At 67.1% G+C, this 16440-nt stretch carries 19 protein-coding genes; 17 read left to right on the top strand and 2 right to left on the bottom strand.

Features of this window, described 5'->3' with window-relative positions; genetic code table 11:
- Nucleotide 1 precedes the first annotated feature (1 nt).
- A complete protein-coding gene (gene pdhA, locus SPHME3_RS0112065; RefSeq protein ID WP_017978905.1) occupies nt 2-1042 on the bottom strand; it encodes a pyruvate dehydrogenase (acetyl-transferring) E1 component subunit alpha in 1041 nt (346 codons plus the stop codon).
- Between the two features lie 295 nt (nt 1043-1337).
- Here pdhA and SPHME3_RS0112060 point away from each other — a divergent pair, with 295 nt between their 5' ends.
- The 3 genes from SPHME3_RS0112060 to SPHME3_RS0112050 all read left to right on the top strand — a co-directional run bounded on the left by SPHME3_RS0112060 (nt 1338) and on the right by SPHME3_RS0112050 (nt 5100).
- Nucleotides 1338-2693 (top strand): MFS transporter, encoded by a 1356-nt coding sequence (locus tag SPHME3_RS0112060; protein WP_017978906.1) that lies wholly within the window; start codon nt 1338-1340, stop codon nt 2691-2693.
- Nucleotides 2690-3610 carry a cysteine synthase A gene (cysK, locus tag SPHME3_RS0112055; RefSeq protein ID WP_017978907.1) on the top strand — a complete coding sequence of 307 codons (921 nt, stop codon included), beginning with the start codon at nt 2690-2692 and terminating at the stop codon, nt 3608-3610. The genes SPHME3_RS0112060 and cysK overlap by 4 nt, the downstream gene beginning before the upstream one ends.
- A 230-nt stretch (nt 3611-3840) precedes the next feature.
- On the top strand, nt 3841-5100 hold the full coding sequence (locus SPHME3_RS0112050) for a cell wall hydrolase (protein WP_231292014.1): 1260 nt from the start codon (nt 3841-3843) through the stop codon (nt 5098-5100).
- A 165-nt stretch (nt 5101-5265) separates the two neighbouring features.
- On the opposite strand, the gene SPHME3_RS0112045 is transcribed toward SPHME3_RS0112050, so the two are convergent.
- Entirely contained in the window at nt 5266-5517 is a 252-nt protein-coding gene (locus tag SPHME3_RS0112045) for a DUF7218 family protein (RefSeq protein ID WP_017978909.1), read from the bottom strand.
- 131 nt (nt 5518-5648) lie between these two features.
- Here SPHME3_RS0112045 and purF point away from each other — a divergent pair, with 131 nt between their 5' ends.
- The 14 genes from purF to SPHME3_RS0111975 all read left to right on the top strand — a co-directional run bounded on the left by purF (nt 5649) and on the right by SPHME3_RS0111975 (nt 16259).
- A complete protein-coding gene (gene purF, locus SPHME3_RS0112040; RefSeq protein WP_017978910.1) occupies nt 5649-7121 on the top strand; it encodes an amidophosphoribosyltransferase in 1473 nt (490 codons plus the stop codon).
- The gene (locus SPHME3_RS0112035) at nt 7121-7828 is read left to right on the top strand and encodes an SDR family NAD(P)-dependent oxidoreductase (RefSeq protein ID WP_017978911.1); all 708 of its coding nucleotides are present in this window, start codon (nt 7121-7123) and stop codon (nt 7826-7828) included. Before purF ends, SPHME3_RS0112035 begins: the two co-directional genes overlap by 1 nt.
- Nucleotides 7829-7909: 81 nt before the next feature.
- The gene (locus SPHME3_RS0112030; protein ID WP_024310548.1) at nt 7910-8488 is read left to right on the top strand and encodes a NifU family protein; all 579 of its coding nucleotides are present in this window, start codon (nt 7910-7912) and stop codon (nt 8486-8488) included.
- Nucleotides 8488-9081 (top strand): malonic semialdehyde reductase, encoded by a 594-nt coding sequence (locus SPHME3_RS0112025; protein WP_017978913.1) that lies wholly within the window; start codon nt 8488-8490, stop codon nt 9079-9081. Before SPHME3_RS0112030 ends, SPHME3_RS0112025 begins: the two co-directional genes overlap by 1 nt.
- A gap of 223 nt (nt 9082-9304) precedes the next feature.
- The gene (gene tsaB, locus SPHME3_RS0112020) at nt 9305-9946 is read left to right on the top strand and encodes a tRNA (adenosine(37)-N6)-threonylcarbamoyltransferase complex dimerization subunit type 1 TsaB (RefSeq protein WP_017978914.1); all 642 of its coding nucleotides are present in this window, start codon (nt 9305-9307) and stop codon (nt 9944-9946) included.
- On the top strand, nt 9946-10413 hold the full coding sequence (locus tag SPHME3_RS0112015) for a GNAT family N-acetyltransferase (RefSeq protein WP_017978915.1): 468 nt from the start codon (nt 9946-9948) through the stop codon (nt 10411-10413). The genes tsaB and SPHME3_RS0112015 overlap by 1 nt, the downstream gene beginning before the upstream one ends.
- Nucleotides 10414-10503: 90 nt before the next feature.
- Entirely contained in the window at nt 10504-10926 is a 423-nt protein-coding gene (locus SPHME3_RS0112010; protein ID WP_017978916.1) for a Fur family transcriptional regulator, read from the top strand.
- Nucleotides 10927-10936: 10 nt separating this feature from the next.
- On the top strand, nt 10937-11653 hold the full coding sequence (locus SPHME3_RS0112005; protein WP_017978917.1) for a lysophospholipid acyltransferase family protein: 717 nt from the start codon (nt 10937-10939) through the stop codon (nt 11651-11653).
- Nucleotides 11654-11707: 54 nt separating this feature from the next.
- A complete protein-coding gene (gene miaB, locus SPHME3_RS0112000) occupies nt 11708-13048 on the top strand; it encodes a tRNA (N6-isopentenyl adenosine(37)-C2)-methylthiotransferase MiaB (protein WP_081609132.1) in 1341 nt (446 codons plus the stop codon).
- A 78-nt stretch (nt 13049-13126) separates the two neighbouring features.
- Nucleotides 13127-14125 (top strand): PhoH family protein, encoded by a 999-nt coding sequence (locus tag SPHME3_RS0111995; protein ID WP_017978919.1) that lies wholly within the window; start codon nt 13127-13129, stop codon nt 14123-14125.
- Between the two features lie 10 nt (nt 14126-14135).
- The gene (locus tag SPHME3_RS0111990) at nt 14136-14423 is read left to right on the top strand and encodes a ribbon-helix-helix domain-containing protein (RefSeq protein ID WP_017978920.1); all 288 of its coding nucleotides are present in this window, start codon (nt 14136-14138) and stop codon (nt 14421-14423) included.
- On the top strand, nt 14420-14830 hold the full coding sequence (locus SPHME3_RS0111985) for a type II toxin-antitoxin system VapC family toxin (protein WP_017978921.1): 411 nt from the start codon (nt 14420-14422) through the stop codon (nt 14828-14830). The genes SPHME3_RS0111990 and SPHME3_RS0111985 overlap by 4 nt, the downstream gene beginning before the upstream one ends.
- The gene (gene ybeY, locus SPHME3_RS0111980; protein WP_017978922.1) at nt 14827-15339 is read left to right on the top strand and encodes an rRNA maturation RNase YbeY; all 513 of its coding nucleotides are present in this window, start codon (nt 14827-14829) and stop codon (nt 15337-15339) included. The genes SPHME3_RS0111985 and ybeY overlap by 4 nt, the downstream gene beginning before the upstream one ends.
- An 11-nt stretch (nt 15340-15350) precedes the next feature.
- Entirely contained in the window at nt 15351-16259 is a 909-nt protein-coding gene (locus tag SPHME3_RS0111975; protein WP_017978923.1) for a hemolysin family protein, read from the top strand.
- The last annotated feature ends 181 nt before the right edge of the window (nt 16260-16440 follow it).

Here is a 16440-nt window from a genome sequence, read left to right as displayed (position 1 = left end):
CTCAGTACGTCTCCACCAGCACGTCGGTATACAGCTCGGCCTCTTCGGGCTCGGGCGTGCTTTCGGCGAAATCGGCGGCTTCGTTCACGATCTTGCGGATATCCTGTTCGAGCGTCTTGAGATCGGCCTCGGTCACACCGTGGCCCTCAAGCAGCTTCTTGACGTGGTCGATGGGGTCGGACTTGTCGCGGACGCCCTGCACTTCCTCGCGGCTGCGGTACTTGGCAGGGTCGGACATCGAGTGGCCGCGGTAGCGATAGGTCTTCATCTCGAGGATGACGGGGCCCTTGCCCGCACGCACCCAGGCGAGCGCTTCCTCGGCGGCACCGCGGCAGGCGAGCACGTCCATGCCGTCGACCTGGATGCCGGGGATGCGGAAGCTTTCGCCGCGGCGGTACAGCTGGTCTTCCGACGAGGCGCGGTTGACGCTGGTGCCCATGGCGTATTGGTTGTTCTCGATCACGAAGATGATCGGGAGCTTCCACAACTCCGCCATGTTGAAGCTTTCGTAGACCTGGCCCTGGTTGGCCGCGCCGTCACCGAAATAGGCGAGGCAGACGCCGCCGTCGTTGCTGTACTTGTGGCCGAAGGCGAGGCCGGTGCCGAGTGACACCTGCGCGCCGACGATGCCGTGGCCGCCGTAGAACTTATGTTCGGTCGAGAACATGTGCATCGAGCCGCCCTTGCCGCGGCTGATGCCGGCCGCGCGGCCGGTCAGTTCGGCCATGATGACCTTGGGGTCGATGCCATAGGCGAGCATGTGGCCGTGGTCGCGATAGCCGGTGATCACCGAATCCTTGTCGCCGTCCAGCGCCGACTGCAGGCCGACCGCGACCGCTTCCTGGCCGATGTACAGGTGACAGAAGCCGCCGATGAAGCCCAAGCCATAGAGCTGGCCCGCCTTTTCCTCGAACCGGCGGATCAGCAGCATCTGCTTGTAAAAGTCGAGCAGTTGCTCCTTCGTCGCCTCGAACGGCTTGGGATCGGCGGGGCGCTCACGATTGCTGAGCGGTACGGCGGGAGGAGCAGGCGATTTGGCCACGTATTACCTCAACGGTCCTGGGGATGTGACCGAGCCTATAGGCCGGGTTCACGGGGAACATCAATTCCCTGGGGTAAGATGGCTGTGACGTAGCGTTTCTGGTGGCTTCTTTCGTCATCCCGGCGCACGCCGGGATCCACGGACACGCGACGCTCGCGATGGCGCATCACCATCAGCCGCCCGCAACCATGGATCCCGGCGTCCGCCGGGATGACGAAGAGTGGGCAGAACATGAGGGGCACCAAAGCGCAACTATGTTGCCCTTCCCCTCGGCCCGCGCCAAAGCTCGTCCGACATGAGCACGCGCCCCGTCCATCCGTTCCGCATCGCCAACTTCCGCGCCTATTGGCTGTCGCGGTTCAGCGGGACGATCGCCGTATCGGCGATGTCGATCGTCATCGGCTGGCAGGTCTACAATCTGGCGCGTGTGACGATGGACGTGCGGCAGGCGGCGTTCATGCTGGGCATGATCGGCTTTGCGCAGTTCGTGCCGCTGTTCCTGCTGACCCCGGTCACGGGCCTGGTCGCCGACAGCGTCGACCGGCGTTGGATCGTACGGAGCACCACCGCGCTGCTGGTCGCGACGGCGGGGATGCTGTGGTTCCTGACCTGGTCGGGGCACCTGACGCTGATCGCGCTGTTCGCCGCGGCGGTGGCGTTCGGCATCGCGCGGGCGTTTTCGGGGCCCGCCTATTCGGCACTCGCGCCCAATCTGGTGCCGCGCGAGAGCCTGCCGACCGCGATCGCGGTCAGCTCGATCGCGTGGCAGGTGGGCACGATCGCCGGCCCCAGCGTCGGCGGGCTGCTCTACGCGATCCACCCGGAGGTCGCATACGGCGTCGCCACCGCGCTGTTCGCAGTCGCGCTGACGTTCATGTTCCTGATCGGCCCGGTGCCGCAGCCGCCATCGCAGCCCGACCACCGGCCGCTGGCGCGAATCGCCGAGGGCTTTTCCTACGTCCGCCGCAACCGGCTGGTGCAGGCGGCGATCACGCTGGACCTGTTCGCGGTGCTGCTCGCCGGTGCGACCTCGCTGCTGCCCGTCTACGCGCGCGACATCCTGCATGTCGGGTCGCAGGGACTGGGCGTGCTGGCCGCGGGCATGGGAATCGGTGCGGCGACCACCGCGATCTGGTTCTCGTTCAAGCCGATGAGCACCAATGTCGGCGTCAAGATGCTCGCAGCGGTTGTCGTGTTCGGCCTGTCCATCCTGACCTTCGGCATCGCGAGCCACGTCACCGATGCACTCGGGCTGACGACGCGGACGGTTCAGCTCGGCAGCGTCGCGGTGTTTGTCCATCCGGCGTTCCTGCTCAGCCTCGTCGCGCTGATCGTCGCGGGCGGCGCGGACATGGTGTCGGTGTACGTCCGCCAGTCGCTGATCCAGCTCCACACCCCCGACGCGATGCGCGGGCGGGTGAGCGCGGTGTCGCAGCTGACCATCTCGGCGTCCAACGAACTGGGCGAATTCGAGAGCGGGGTGATGGCCTCGCTGCTCGGCCCGGTGGGCGCAGTCGTGTTCGGCGGGCTGGGCGCGATCGGTGTGACCTTGCTGTGGGCGCGGCTGTTTCCGGAACTCGGCGCCGCGCGAACCTTTGACCCGCCAGAGATCCTGCAAACCGAACCTAGCCACGGAGACGCCAAGCCATGAAGGCCAACACCATCCTGGAAACGATCGGCAACACGCCGCACATCCGCGTGTCGAAGCTGTTCCCCGATTCGGAGGTCTGGATCAAATCGGAACGGTCGAACCCCGGCGGATCGATCAAGGACCGGATCGCGCTCGCCATGGTCGAGGCGGCGGAGGCGAACGGCGACTTGAAGCCCGGCGGCACGATCATCGAACCGACCAGCGGCAATACTGGCGTCGGCCTCGCCATGGTCGCGGCGGTGAAGGGCTATAAGCTGATCCTCGTGATGCCCGAATCGATGTCGCTGGAGCGGCGGCGGCTGATGCTCGCCTATGGCGCGACGTTCGATCTCACCCCGCGTGAAAAGGGCATGAAGGGCGCGATCGAGCGTGCGATCGAGCTGGTGCATGCGACGCCGGGTGCGTGGATGCCGCAGCAGTTCGAAAATGGTGCGAACGTCGACGTCCATGTCCGCACGACGGCGCAGGAAATCCTGAACGACTTCCGCGATTCGCCAATCGATGTGATCATCACCGGCGTCGGCACCGGTGGCCATATCACGGGCGTTGCCGAGACGCTGAAGAAGGCATGGCCAAACCTGAAGGTCTTCGCGGTCGAGCCGGCGGCGTCGCCGGTGATCGCAGGCGGCCAGCCCGGGCCGCACCCGATCCAGGGGATCGGGGCGGGCTTCATCCCGCGCAACCTGCACACCCAGGCGCTGGACGGCGTGATCGAGGTGGATGCCGCGGTCGCCAAGGACATGGCGCGGCGTTCGGCGCGCGAAGAGGGCATCCTTGTCGGGATTTCGTCGGGCGCGACGCTGGCGGCGATCCTGCAGAAGCTGCCGGATCTGCCGGATAACGTGCGTGTGCTCGGGTTCAATTACGACACGGGCGAGCGCTATCTGTCGGTGCCGGACTTCCTGCCGGAGCAGTAAGGCACATCTGACCCATTTCCGTCATTCCGGCGCAGGCGGGAATCCAGACTGGCTGACCTCCCAGCTTGATTCGCAACGTTAGCGCGTCTGGATCCCCGCCTTCGCGGGGATGACGAGGATGGGGCGAGTGGACGCCGGATTGCTTCCGGCCCCAAGGCGAAGCACACGCAGCCGTAATGACTTCGGCGAATCACGGCGGCGCGGCCCCCTACCCCCTTTGGCTGCGCCCCGTGCTGGCCGTCACCGCCTTGTTGGCGATCGGCGTGCCGGCGTGGGTAGTGGCGCACCCGCCGGCGATCCCGAAGGCGCATAAGGCGGTTCGACTGCCCCCACGCCACGTCGTGCCCGCCGCTGAGGTGCCGGACGTCGAGCCGGTCGCGTTCGTCGACCTGTCGGCCGAGGATGCCAAGGCGTATAATGACGCCATCCCGTTCTCCACCTTGCCCAATCCCGCGGCGCGGCCGTTCCGCTTCGCCGGGGGCGCGGAAGATCGGGCGCGGGCGCTCGACTGCATGGCGGCGGGCGTGCTGTACGAGGCGGGCGACGATGCCGAGGGGGAGCGCGCGGTCGCGCAGGTGGTGCTCAACCGGCTGCGGCATCCGGCGTTTCCGAAGACGATCTGCGGGGTAATCTTCGAAGGGCAGGAGCGCAGCACCGGCTGCCAGTTCAGCTTCGCCTGCGACCATGCGCTCAGCCGCTGGATCCCGACCGCGGACCAATGGCGGCGGGCGCGCGGCGTGGCGGACGCCGCCTTGTCGGGCGCGGTCTATCGGCCGGTCGGCTATGCGACCCATTACCACACCGACTGGGTCGTCCCCTATTGGCAGGCGAGCCTGGACAAGGTGGTCGCGGTGCATAGCCATCTGTTCTTCCGCTGGACGGGATGGTGGGGCACGCCGCCCGCGTTCAACCGGCAGGTGAGTTCCGCGGAGCCGGTGATCGCCCAGCTCGCCCCCGTGTCCGATGCGCACAAGACCGGCGCGGCGCTGGCCGAGGCGGATACCGCGCTGCTCGATGCGGCGGAGGCGTTGGGGATGCTGGGCGACGACGGTGCGGCCGCGACGGTCGCAGCGACGGCGCCGGCGGCAGACGGGACGAACGAGACGATCCTCGCGACGCTGCCAAAGGGCGTGATGCCGGACCTGTATCCCGCGGTGGCGATGAAGGCGTGCGGCGAGCGCAAGACCTGCCGTTTTTCGGGCTGGACGGAAGCCGCCGCCACGCCCGCCGCGACGCCGCTGACGACCGAGCAAGTGGCGGCGATGGCGTTCAGCTACTGGCGCGATCGAGATGCGGGGATCGAGCGACCGTTGTGGAATTGTACGCTCACCAAACGCGCGGACCGGCGGCAGTGTATGAAGCAGCAGGTTTTGCTGAGCGCCGTGCCGGTGGCGGCGGCGACGCCGGTGCCCGCGGCTGCTCCGGTGGCGAAGGGGCCGGAGGATCTGGGCGGCGTGCGCCGCAAGGGTGACAACGCTGGGGTGAGGTAGGCATCCCCGAACCCACAGTCACCCCGGACTTGTTCCGGGGTCCACCCCGCGGCTGGGGGGATGATAAGAGGCTTCAGCCGACCCCCGGCGGCCCGGTGGACCCCGGAACAAGTCCGGGGTGACGGGTGAAGTGGGGTGAGGTTCGCGCGCCTCTAGCATTGACCCTCACTTATGCCCGCGGATCGCCTTGATCAGCGCGGGCTTGTCCATCTTCGATCGGCCTTCGATGCCGATCTCGCGGGCTTCCTTCATCAGGTCGGCCTTGGTGCGATCTTCGAGGTGCGTCGCCTTGTGGTCGAGCGATCCGTTCGCCTTGGCGTTGGCGATGCGCGCGGCCTTTTCCTTCGAATTGCCCTGTTTGCGAAGCTCTTCGTACAGGCCGTCGTCCTTGATCTGTGCGCCGTGATCCTTCGCCATCGTCCGACTCCACTCCCGAAAGCGCCACAACGAGCGGACGGGGGAAACGGTTCGATCGGTCATGACAAATGCGCGACAAAGCCGGATTGCGCTCCTATATGGCCACCCGCCGTCATGTGAGCCCCCTCCCCATGCTGACTACCAATCCGTTCGAAACCACGACCGAAGACGGCGATACGCTGCGCGAGGAATGCGGCGTGTTCGGCGTGTCCGGCAGCGATAGTGCCGCCGCGCTGGTCGCGCTGGGGCTGCACGCCCTGCAGCACCGCGGACAAGAAGCCGCCGGGATCAGCAGCTTCGACGGCACGCTGTTCCACACGCATCGCGCGATGGGCCATGTCGCGGGCAATTTCGATCGCGACGACGTGATCCGCGCCCTGCCCGGCACCACCGCGGTCGGCCACGTCCGCTATTCGACGACGGGCGAGACGGCGCTGCGCAACGTCCAGCCGCTGTACGCCGACCTGTCGACCGGCGGCTTCGCGGTCGCGCACAATGGCAACATTTCCAACGCGATGAAGCTGCGCCGCGAATTGGTGAGGCGCGGGTCGATCTTTCAGTCGACCAGCGATACCGAGACGATCATCCACCTCGTCGCGACGTCGAACTACCGGACGCTGCTCGACCGGTTCATCGATGCGCTGAAGCAGGTCGAGGGTGCCTATAGCCTGGTCGTGATGACGCCCGAGGGCATGATCGCCTGTCGCGATCCGCTCGGCATCCGGCCGCTGGTGATGGGGCGCCTGGACGGCGCGGTGATCTTCGCATCCGAAACCGTGGCGCTCGACGTGTGCGGCGCGACGTTCGAGCGGCAGGTGGAGCCGGGCGAGCTGGTGATCGTGCAGGGTGCGGACATCCGCTCGATCAAGCCGTTCGAAGCGGTGGCGCCGCGGCCGTGCATCTTCGAATGGGTGTATTTCAGCCGCCCCGATTCGATCGCGGGCGACCAGTCGGTCTATTCGGTGCGCAAGGCGATCGGCGCGCAGCTGGCGATCGAGGCGCCGGTCGAGGCCGACCTCGTCATCCCGGTGCCCGATTCGGGCGTGCCCGCCGCGATCGGCTATGCGCAGGAATCGGGCATTCCGTTCGAGCTGGGCATCATCCGTTCGCATTATGTCGGCCGCACCTTCATCCAGCCGGGCGACAAGGTGCGCCACCTGGGCGTCAAGCTGAAGCACAATGCCAATCGCGCGTTGATCAAGGGCAAGCGCATCGTGCTGATCGACGATTCGATCGTGCGCGGCACGACCAGCCTGAAGATCGTGCAGATGATGCGCGATGCCGGCGCAGCCGAGGTACATATGCGTATCGCCTCGCCCCCGACGCGGCACAGCTGCTTCTATGGCGTCGACACGCCGGAGCGGGCGAAGTTGCTTGCGGCGAAGCATGACGTTGGCGGCATGACCGACTTTATCCATGCCGACACCCTCGCCTTCGTATCGATCGACGGCCTGTACAAGGCGCTGGGCGAGGAACAGCGCGCGTCGCGTCTGCCGAAATATTGCGACGCCTGCTTCACCGGCGACTATCCGACGACGCTGACTGACCATGACGACGTGGCGGACGTCGACCAGTTCGCGATGCTCGAAGAGCGGGTGAACTGATGGCCAAACCGCTCGACAACCAGTTGGCGCTCGTCACCGGCGCCAGCCGCGGCATCGGTGCCGCGACCGCCATCGCGCTGGCGGCGGCGGGCGCGCATGTCGTGCTGACCGCGCGGACGGCGAAAGACCTGGAGGCGGTCGAAGAAACGATCTTCGACGCGGGTGGATCGGCGACGATCGCCCCGCTGGACATGACGCAGACCGACAGCATCGCCCGGCTGGCGAGCGCGGTCGGCGAACGCTGGCAGGCGCTGGACGTCCTGGTGCTCAACGCCGGCATGCTGGGCACGCTGGCGGCGGTGCCGGCGATCGACCCCAAGGAATTCGCGCAGGTGCTGACGCTGAACGTCAGTGCGCAAGTGGCGATGATCCAGGCGTTCGACGCGATGCTGCGCAAGGCGCCGGCGGCCAAGGTGATCGGCGTCACCTCCAGCGTCGGGCGCAACCCGCGCGCCTATTGGGGGGCCTATGGCGCGTCCAAGGCGGCGTTCGAGACGCTGATCGGCGCCTATGGCGACGAGACGAGCGAGATCAGCGGCATCCGTACCGCGATCCTCGACCCCGGCGCGACGCGGACCAAGATGCGCGCGCGCGCCTATCCGGGCGAGGCGCCGGAGTCGGTGAAGCCGCCGGAAGTGGTGGCGGAGCGGATCGCGGCGCTGGCGATCGCGGGCTTCCCGGCGGGGCATCGCGAGCGGGTGGGCTGAGGCGCCCCGCTTCGCAGGCAGAAACAAAGCCTTTCCAAGCCCGTGCTTGATCCGGGCGCGCCTGCGGTCCACATGGCGCCCATGCTGATCGAGACCGAAGCCACACCCAATCCGGCGACACTCAAGTTCCTGCCGGGCCGCATCGTCATGGACGCGGGCACGCGCGATTTCGCGACGCCCGAGGAAGCGGAGGCAAGCCCGCTTGCCGAGATGCTGTTCGCGCTGGGCGATGTGACCGGCGTGTTCTTCGGCCGTGACTTCGTGTCGGTGACGGCGGCGCCGGGCGTCGACTGGGTCGGCCTGAAGCCCGACGTGCTCGCCATCCTGCTCGACCATTTCGCCGCCAACATGCCGCTGTTCCGCCAAGGCAGCGCGGGTTTCAGCGTGCCGGCGGGCGACAGCGACGAGGTGACGACCGACGACCCCGCCGATGCCGAGATCGTCGCGCAGATCCGCGAACTGATCGACACGCGCGTCCGCCCGGCCGTGGCGAACGACGGTGGCGACATCGTCTATCGCGGCTTCGACAAGGGCAAGGTGTACCTGCGCATGCAGGGCGCATGCGCCGGCTGCCCGTCGTCCAGCGCGACGCTGAAGAACGGCATCGAGCAGTTGCTGAAATATTATGTTCCCGAAGTCACTGAAGTGAGGGCCGTCTGATGGCCGCTCCCCTGTCGGATGCCGCGCTCGATACGCTGTTCCGCACCGCGCGCACGTTCAACGGCTATACCGATCGCCCGGTGAGCGACGAGCAGTTGCGCCAGATCTGGGACCTGATGAAATGGGGTCCGACCTCCGCCAACCAGCTGCCCGCGCGGTTGGTCTGGTGCGTCAGCGACGAGGCCAAGGCGAAGCTCGCCGCCTGCGCGTCCGAGGGCAATCGCGACAAGATCCTGAAGGCGCCCGTTACCGTCATCATCGGCATGGACGTCGAGTTCCACGAGCACCTGCCCGAACTGTTCCCGCATACCGACGCCAAGGCATGGTTCGACGGCAATACCGAATTGCGCGTCGCGTCTGCGTTCCGCAATTCGTCGTTGCAGGGCGGCTATCTTATCCTGGCGGCACGGGCGCTGGGGCTGGATACCGGGCCGATGTCGGGCTTCGACCAGGGCGCGGTGGACAAGGCGTTCTTCGCCGACCAGCCGGGCGTGCGCAGCAACTTCATCGCCACCTTGGGCTATGGCGATCCCGCCAGCCTGCACCCGCGCTCGCCGCGGCCGGCGTTCGAGAAATTCAACACGGTCGCGTAAATCCGTCGCCGATCGGGGCTTGCGAGCGTCCCTCCGCATATTCGTCGTTACCCCGGACTTGGTCCGGGGTCCACTATACCGCGGGGGTGGAGCTGGAGCCTCTTGCCGTTCCCTTCGCCGCAGAGTGGACCCCGGACCAAGTCCGGGGTGACGGGGGGCATGTGGTAACCGCCACTCGCATCTTGCCCCGACGCGCGGGCTGCCGCAAAGCAGGCGCTTCATCATGACTGCCCGCACTCTCGTCATCGACACCGCCACCGCCGCCTGCTCGATCGCGCTGATCGAAGGCGGGCAGGCCATCGCAGCCGAGCATCGCGAGGTCGGGCGCGGCCATGCCGAACAGCTGCTGCCGATGATCGCCGCTTTGCCCGATGGCGGACGCGCAGGGCATATCCTAGTCGATGTCGGCCCCGGCAGCTTCACCGGCCTGCGCGTCGGCATCGCCGCAGCCCGGGCGCTGGCGCTCGGCTGGGGCAGCACCGTTGCCGGCTATTCCAGTTTGTCGCTCCTCGCCGCTGCCGCCTTCGCCGGCGGGCGAGAGGGCCAGATCGCCGCGATGCTGGAGGGCGGGCACGGCGAGGTGTTCGTGCAGAGCTTTGCGGCGGGACCGGTACCGCTCGATGCGCTCGCCTCGCTGAAGCCGGAAGCGGCGATCGCCGCTTTGGGCGACCGCTATCCGGTCGGCAACGGCGTGCGCTGGCTGCAACAGGTCGCCCCCGACCTCGCCGGCCAGCCCGCTTTGCCCGATGCGCGCGACGCGTTGCTGCTGCCCGAGGTGTTGCAGACGCTGCCCGCGCGTCCGGTCTATGGCCGTGCACCCGATGCCAAACTGCCCGGCGGCCGCGTGCCGGAGCCAACGGCCTGATGGCGACGCACCAGATCCTGCTGCGCACCGGCGACCCGCGCGACGTCGCGACGGTCGACGCGCTGATGACCGCCGCCTTCGACCCACGCTATGGCGAGGCGTGGACCCGCAATCAGTGCCTGGGCGTGCTCGCGATGCCGGGCGTAAGGCTGACGCTGGCGCTGGTCGACGATCGGCCCGCCGGGTTCGCGATGGTGCGCAGCGTGATGGACGAGGCGGAACTGCTGCTGCTCGCGGTCGATCCGGCCTTTCGTCGGCGGGGCATCGGCACCGCCCTGCTGCGCGCGGTGATCGCCGAGGCGCAGATGACCGGCATCGCGGACCTGCATCTGGAGGTGCGGGCGAACAATCCCGCGGTGGCGCTGTATACCGAGCAGGGCTTTGCCAAGGTGGGCGAGCGGCGCGGCTATTATCGCGGGCGCGGCGGCGAGGCGTTCGACGCGCATACGTATCGGCGGGCGGTGTAACGCAACCGGGCTCGACCGATCGTCGCATCCGATCACTGTTGCGAGTCGGTTTCGCTTTTCGCAACAAGCGCACTGTTCTACACGGTGCTCATGCCTCGCAAGATCGACCTCGAAGCCCTGTGCAACCAGAAGGGCCTGCGCATCACCGAACAGCGTCGCGTCATCGCGCGCGTCCTGTCGGAAGCCGAAGACCATCCCGACGTCGAAAAGGTGTATGAGCGCGCCTCGCTGATCGACCCGGGCATTTCGATCGCCACCGTTTATCGCACCGTGCGCCTGTTCGAAGAGGCCGGCATCCTGGATCGCCACGATTTCGGCGACGGCCGCGCGCGCTACGAACCGTCGCCGGAAGCGCATCACGATCACCTGATCGACGTCGAGACGGGCAAGGTGATCGAATTCGTCGATCCGGAACTGGAGCAGCTGCAAAAGGCGATCGCCGAGAAGCTGGGCTTCCGCCTGGTCGACCATCGCATGGAATTGTACGGCGTCAGCCTCGATCGCAAGGCGTAAGCGCGGGCGCGTGATCGCCAACCTGCGCCTCGCGATCCGGTTGGCGGCGCTGGTGATCGCCCTGATCGCTGCGCTCTGCATCCACGGCCTGTGGCGGGTGTTCCGCCTGCCCTCGCCCTGGCCGCGCCTGTTCCTGGGCAGCGTCGCGTGGATCGTCGGCGCGCGCGTGCGCGTGATCGGCCGGCCGCTGAAGCGCGACGTCGTGTTCCTGGCCAACCATCTGAGCTGGATCGACATCCTCGCCATCGCCGGCGCGACCGGCAGCGCCTTCGTCGCCAAGGCGGAACTGCGCGCAGCGCCGCTGGTCGGCTGGCTGTGTACGCTGAACCGCACGATCTTCGTGACGCGCGAGGACCGGTTGCAGGTATCGGCGCAGATCGCACGGCTGCGCGAAGCGCTGGCCGAAGGCTGGGCGGTGACGATCTTTCCCGAAGGCACGACCAGCGACGGCACGACGCTGCTGCCGTTCAAGGCGGCGTTGCTCGCCGCGCTCGATCCGCCCCCGCCGGGCGGCCGGGTGCAGCCGGTGCGCATCGATTATGGTCCGGCGACCGCCGAGCTTGCGTGGGTCGGGGACGAGCCGGGACAGGTCCATGCGCTGCGCGTGCTGCGGCGCCGCGGTACGTTTCCGGTGACGCTGCACATGCTCGATACCTTCGACCCGGCCGAGATCGGCGGCCGCAAGGCGATCGCCGCGCGGGCGCGGGAGGCGATCGGCGCGGCCTGACCGTCAAGCGGGGGCGCTAGCGACGCCGAGCCCATTCCTGTATGGCCCGCGGCCATGACCCCCACGGATAGCCCCAAGCCTGCGCCCAAGACCTTCCACGTCAAGTCTTTCGGTTGCCAAATGAACGTCTATGACGGCGAGCGCATGGCCGAACTGATGACCGCGGAAGGCATGACCGCCGCCGCCGACGCGGCGGACGCCGATTTGGTCGTGCTCAACACCTGCCATATCCGCGAAAAGGCCACCGAGAAGGTCTATTCGGACATCGGCCGGCTGCGCAAGGACGCCCGCGTCGCTGACCGTGCCGCGCCGATGATCGCGGTTGCTGGCTGCGTTGCGCAGGCGGAGGGCGAGGAGATCGTCCGCCGTGCCAACGTCGACGTCGTGGTGGGGCCGCAGGCGTATCACAACCTTCCCGGCCTCGTCGCCCAGGCGGCGAGCGGCGCGCCAGGTCTCGATACCGATATGCCGTTGCTGTCGAAGTTCGGTGCCTTGCCCGCGCGGCGTCGCGTCGGGCCGTCGGCTTTCCTGACGGTGCAGGAAGGCTGCGACAAATTCTGCACCTATTGCGTCGTGCCCTATACGCGCGGTGCCGAGGTGAGCCGTCCGTTCGCGGCGATCGTCGACGAGGCGAAGGCGCTGGTCGATGCCGGCGCGCGCGAGATCACGCTGCTGGGCCAGAACGTCAACGCCTGGGACGACGACGGGCGGGGCCTGCACGACCTGATCCGCGTGCTCGACCGCATCCCCGGCCTCGCCCGTATCCGCTACACGACCAGCCATCCCAACGACATGGCACAGGGCCTGATCGACGCGCATGGCGACGTCGAGAGCCTGATGCCGTTCCTGCATCTGCCGGTGCAGGCGGGCAGCGACCGCGTCTTGAAGGCGATGAACCGCAGCCACAATTCCGACAGCTACCTGCGCCTGCTCGACCGGGTGCGCGCCGTGCGCCCTGATATCGCGCTGTCGGGCGACTTCATCGTCGGCTTTCCCGGCGAGACGGAGGCGGAGTTCGCCGAGACGCTCGCGCTGGTCGATGCGGTCGGCTACGCGCAGGCCTATTCGTTCAAATACAGCCCCCGCCCCGGCACCCCAGCCGCCGACACCGCCGGCGCCGTGCCGCCTGAGGTGATGGACGAACGGCTGCAGCGTCTGCAAGCCGCGCTGGGCCGCGACCAGCAGGCGTTCAACCAGGCGAGCGTGGGCCGGACGTGCGACGTCCTCATCGAGCGCAAGGCCAAGCTGCCCGGCCAGATGCTCGGCAAGTCGCCCTGGCTGCAATCGGTGCATATGATGACCGATGCCGCGATCGGCGACATCGTGACGGTCGATCTGCTGTCCGCCGGCCCGGTTTCGATGGCGGGCGCGGTGCGGGTGAAGCAGGCCGCATAGATCGGCACGTTTGCCGCTTCCCTTTCGCGCGCGGGCATCCCACATTCGGTGCATGCCATTTCGGCACGAAAGGATTGCATGAGTCGCAAGCCCGTCCCCGCCCGCTCCGGTGAACGCAGCCGGGCGGAGGTGTTGTTCGACAAGCCGCAGCTGCTCGCCACGCTGTTCGGCCAATATGACCAGAATCTGGTGGCGCTCGAAAACCGACTGGGTGTCTATATCACCGCACGCGGCAACCGCGTCGGGCTGGAGGGCGCGGCGGAAAATGTCGCGCTCGCCCGCGACGTGTTGCAGGACCTGTACCAGCGCATCCAGCGCGGCGAGGAAATCGACACCGGCCTGGTCGATGCGTCGATCGCGATGGCGGCCGAACCGACGCTCGACGGCATCGTCAGCACCGAACGCAGCGCGATCCCGTCGATCATGATCCGCACGCGGAAGAAGACGATCGTGCCGCGCACCCCGGCGCAGGCGCATTACATGCGCGAATTGAGCACGCACGACATGATCTTCGCGCTCGGGCCCGCGGGTACGGGCAAGACCTATATCGCGGTCGCACAGGCGGTGTCGCAGCTGATCACCGGCAGCGTCCAGCGGCTGATCCTGTCGCGCCCCGCGGTCGAGGCGGGCGAGAAGCTGGGCTTCCTGCCCGGCGACATGAAGGACAAGGTCGATCCGTATCTGCGGCCACTCTACGATGCGCTGCACGATTGTCTGCCCGCCGAGCAGGTCGAGCGGCGGATCGCGAGCGGCGAGATCGAGATCGCGCCGATCGCCTTCATGCGCGGTCGTACGCTGGCCGATGCCTTCGTCATCCTGGACGAGGCGCAGAACACGACGCCCGCGCAGATGAAGATGTTCCTGACCCGCTTCGGTCAGAACAGCCGGATGGTCATCTGCGGCGATCCCAATCAGACCGACCTGCCCGGTGGCGTCGCGGCGAGCGGCCTGGCCGACGCGACGATGCGGCTGGAGGGTGTCGAGGGTATCTCGATGACGCGCTTCAGCAGTGCCGACGTCGTCCGCCATCCGATTGTCGGGCGGATCGTCGAGGCGTATGAGGGGGCGAACAGCTGAGACGGTCAAGATGAACGCCCCCAATCCCCCGCTGACGCGTGCCGAGGCACAGGCGCTGTCCGTGCCGTTCCTGATCGAAGATGAGGATCTCGTTCGGGCAATTGCGCGTCTCGCTGACGAAAGGGGGACGGCCATGCACGAGATCGTGGCGCTGGCGATCGAAGATTATGCAGCCCGCCACGCGCTCACGTCTCCGCACCCGGAATGGCTGCGCCGATACTGGATCGATCACCCCCTGCCATTGCCGTCCGGCCTGAAAGCCGACAAGCGCTTCTACGATTCGCTCAACGACGAGTGACACTGTTCGTCGATGCCTCCGCGATCGTCGCAATGATCGCGCGCGAGCCGGAAGCGTGGCATTTTTCGCGCCGGATGGATTGGGAAACCGACCGCCTGACCTCCGCCGTCGCGCTCTGGGAAGCCGTCCGCGCTGTGGTTCGCGTTCGCGGCGTCGATCTCGCCGAGGCGAGAACGCTGGTTGCTGACTTCGTGCGCGACGCGCAATTGCGGGTCGTTCCGATCGCCAGCGAGGAAGCCGATCTCGCACTCGACGCCCATCAACGCTTCGAGAGGGGTATGCATCCCGCGGCGCTAAACATGGGCGATTGCTTTTCATATGCCTGTACCCGCCGGCATGACGCGATCATCCTGTTCAAAGGGCAGGATTTCGCGCAGACCGATCTGAAGGACGCAATGCTCGAATGATCCATGTCGAACTCACCCATGAGATGCCCTGGCCCAACTCCCTTGATTGGGATGGGCTCGCCGTCCGGGCCGCGCGCGCGGCGATCGAGCGGACGCCGCATGGCGAATTGCTCACTACGCCTGCGACCGTCGAGATCAGCGTCCGCCTGACTTCCGACGATGAGGTCCACGCGCTCAACCGTCAGTATCGGCAGAAAGACAAGCCGACCAACGTCCTGTCCTTTCCCATGGTGCAGCCGGATCTGATCGATACGGTCAGCCAGAATAGCGACGATGGCGAGCTGTTGCTGGGCGATATCGTGCTTGCGCATGGGGTATGCGAACGCGAGGCGGCCGAAAAGGGCGTTAGCGTGCAGGAACATGCCACGCACCTGCTGGTACATGGCACGCTGCATCTGCTAGGCTATGATCACATGGGGGACGACGAGGCCGAGGCGATGGAGGAGATCGAGCGTCAGGCTCTGGCCACGCTCGGCATCGCGGACCCTTATCTCGTGCGTGAGGACTGACACAGACTGCCATGGCAGAGGACCGAAGTAGCGCCGGTTACGGCGACTCCAACGAATCGAGTATCTGGCGCGGGCTGCGCACGCTGATCTTCGGCGGCGGCCAGGAGGAATCGCTCCGCGACCAGCTGGAAGAGGCGATCGACCGGCATGAGGACGATCCCGGCCCCGACGCCAAGGGCGACCTGACGCCGCTGGAACGGCAGATGGTGCGCAACCTGCTGCATTTCGGCGAGCGCGACGCGGGCGATGTTGGCGTGCCGCGTGCCGACATCATCGCGGTCGAGGAAAATACGACCTTCGCGCATCTGGTACAGATCTTCGCGGAGGCGGGGCACAGCCGCCTGCCGGTCTATCGCGGGCAGCTGGATACGATCATCGGCATGGTCCACATCAAGGATGTGTTCAACATTCTGGCGACCGGCGCCGACCATCCGACGAGCATCGCCGGACTGATCCGCGAGCCGCTGTACGTGCCAATGAGCCGCGGCGCGCTGGACCTGCTCGCCGACATGCGCCAGCGGCATGTCCACCTCGCGATCGTGCTCGACGAATATTCGGGCACCGAAGGCCTGGTGACGATCGAGGATCTGATCGAGGAGATCGTCGGCGAGATCGAGGACGAGCATGACGAGGCGCCGAGCGCGCTACTGGTGCCGATCGACGGCGGCGCGTGGGACGCGGATGCCCGCGCTGAACTGGAAGATGCGGCCGAGCTGATCGATGCGCGGCTTGGCGAAGCCGAGAGCGACGTCGATACGCTGGGCGGCCTTGCGGCGGTGCTGGCGGGGCATGTGCCGCACGTCGGCGAGTGCGTGGATCACCCGTCGGGCTGGAAGTTCGAAGTGCTCGATTCGGACGAGCGGCGTATCCATCGCCTGCGGCTGCATCCGCCGGTGGCGCGCGAGGTGGAAGACGCCTGAGGGTTAGCCCGAGCTTTGGGTCGGGCTGATCGACATTCTGGACAGCGCATTATTCCTCCCCTGCCAGGGGAGGTGACGCCGCTGGAGCCGATGGCTGAGGGGCGGACGGCAGGTCCTTCGTGACAGGGCGATACCCTGACCTTCCCCTCCGTCATGCCTGCGGCATGCCACCTCCCCCTGG

Origin of the sequence: Sphingomonas melonis DAPP-PG 224 (genome assembly GCF_000379045.1) — a bacterium.
Taxonomy (GTDB): domain Bacteria; phylum Pseudomonadota; class Alphaproteobacteria; order Sphingomonadales; family Sphingomonadaceae; genus Sphingomonas; species Sphingomonas aquatilis.
Note: the sequence above shows the minus strand (reverse complement) of the source record. Positions and strands in the feature narration are given on the sequence as shown.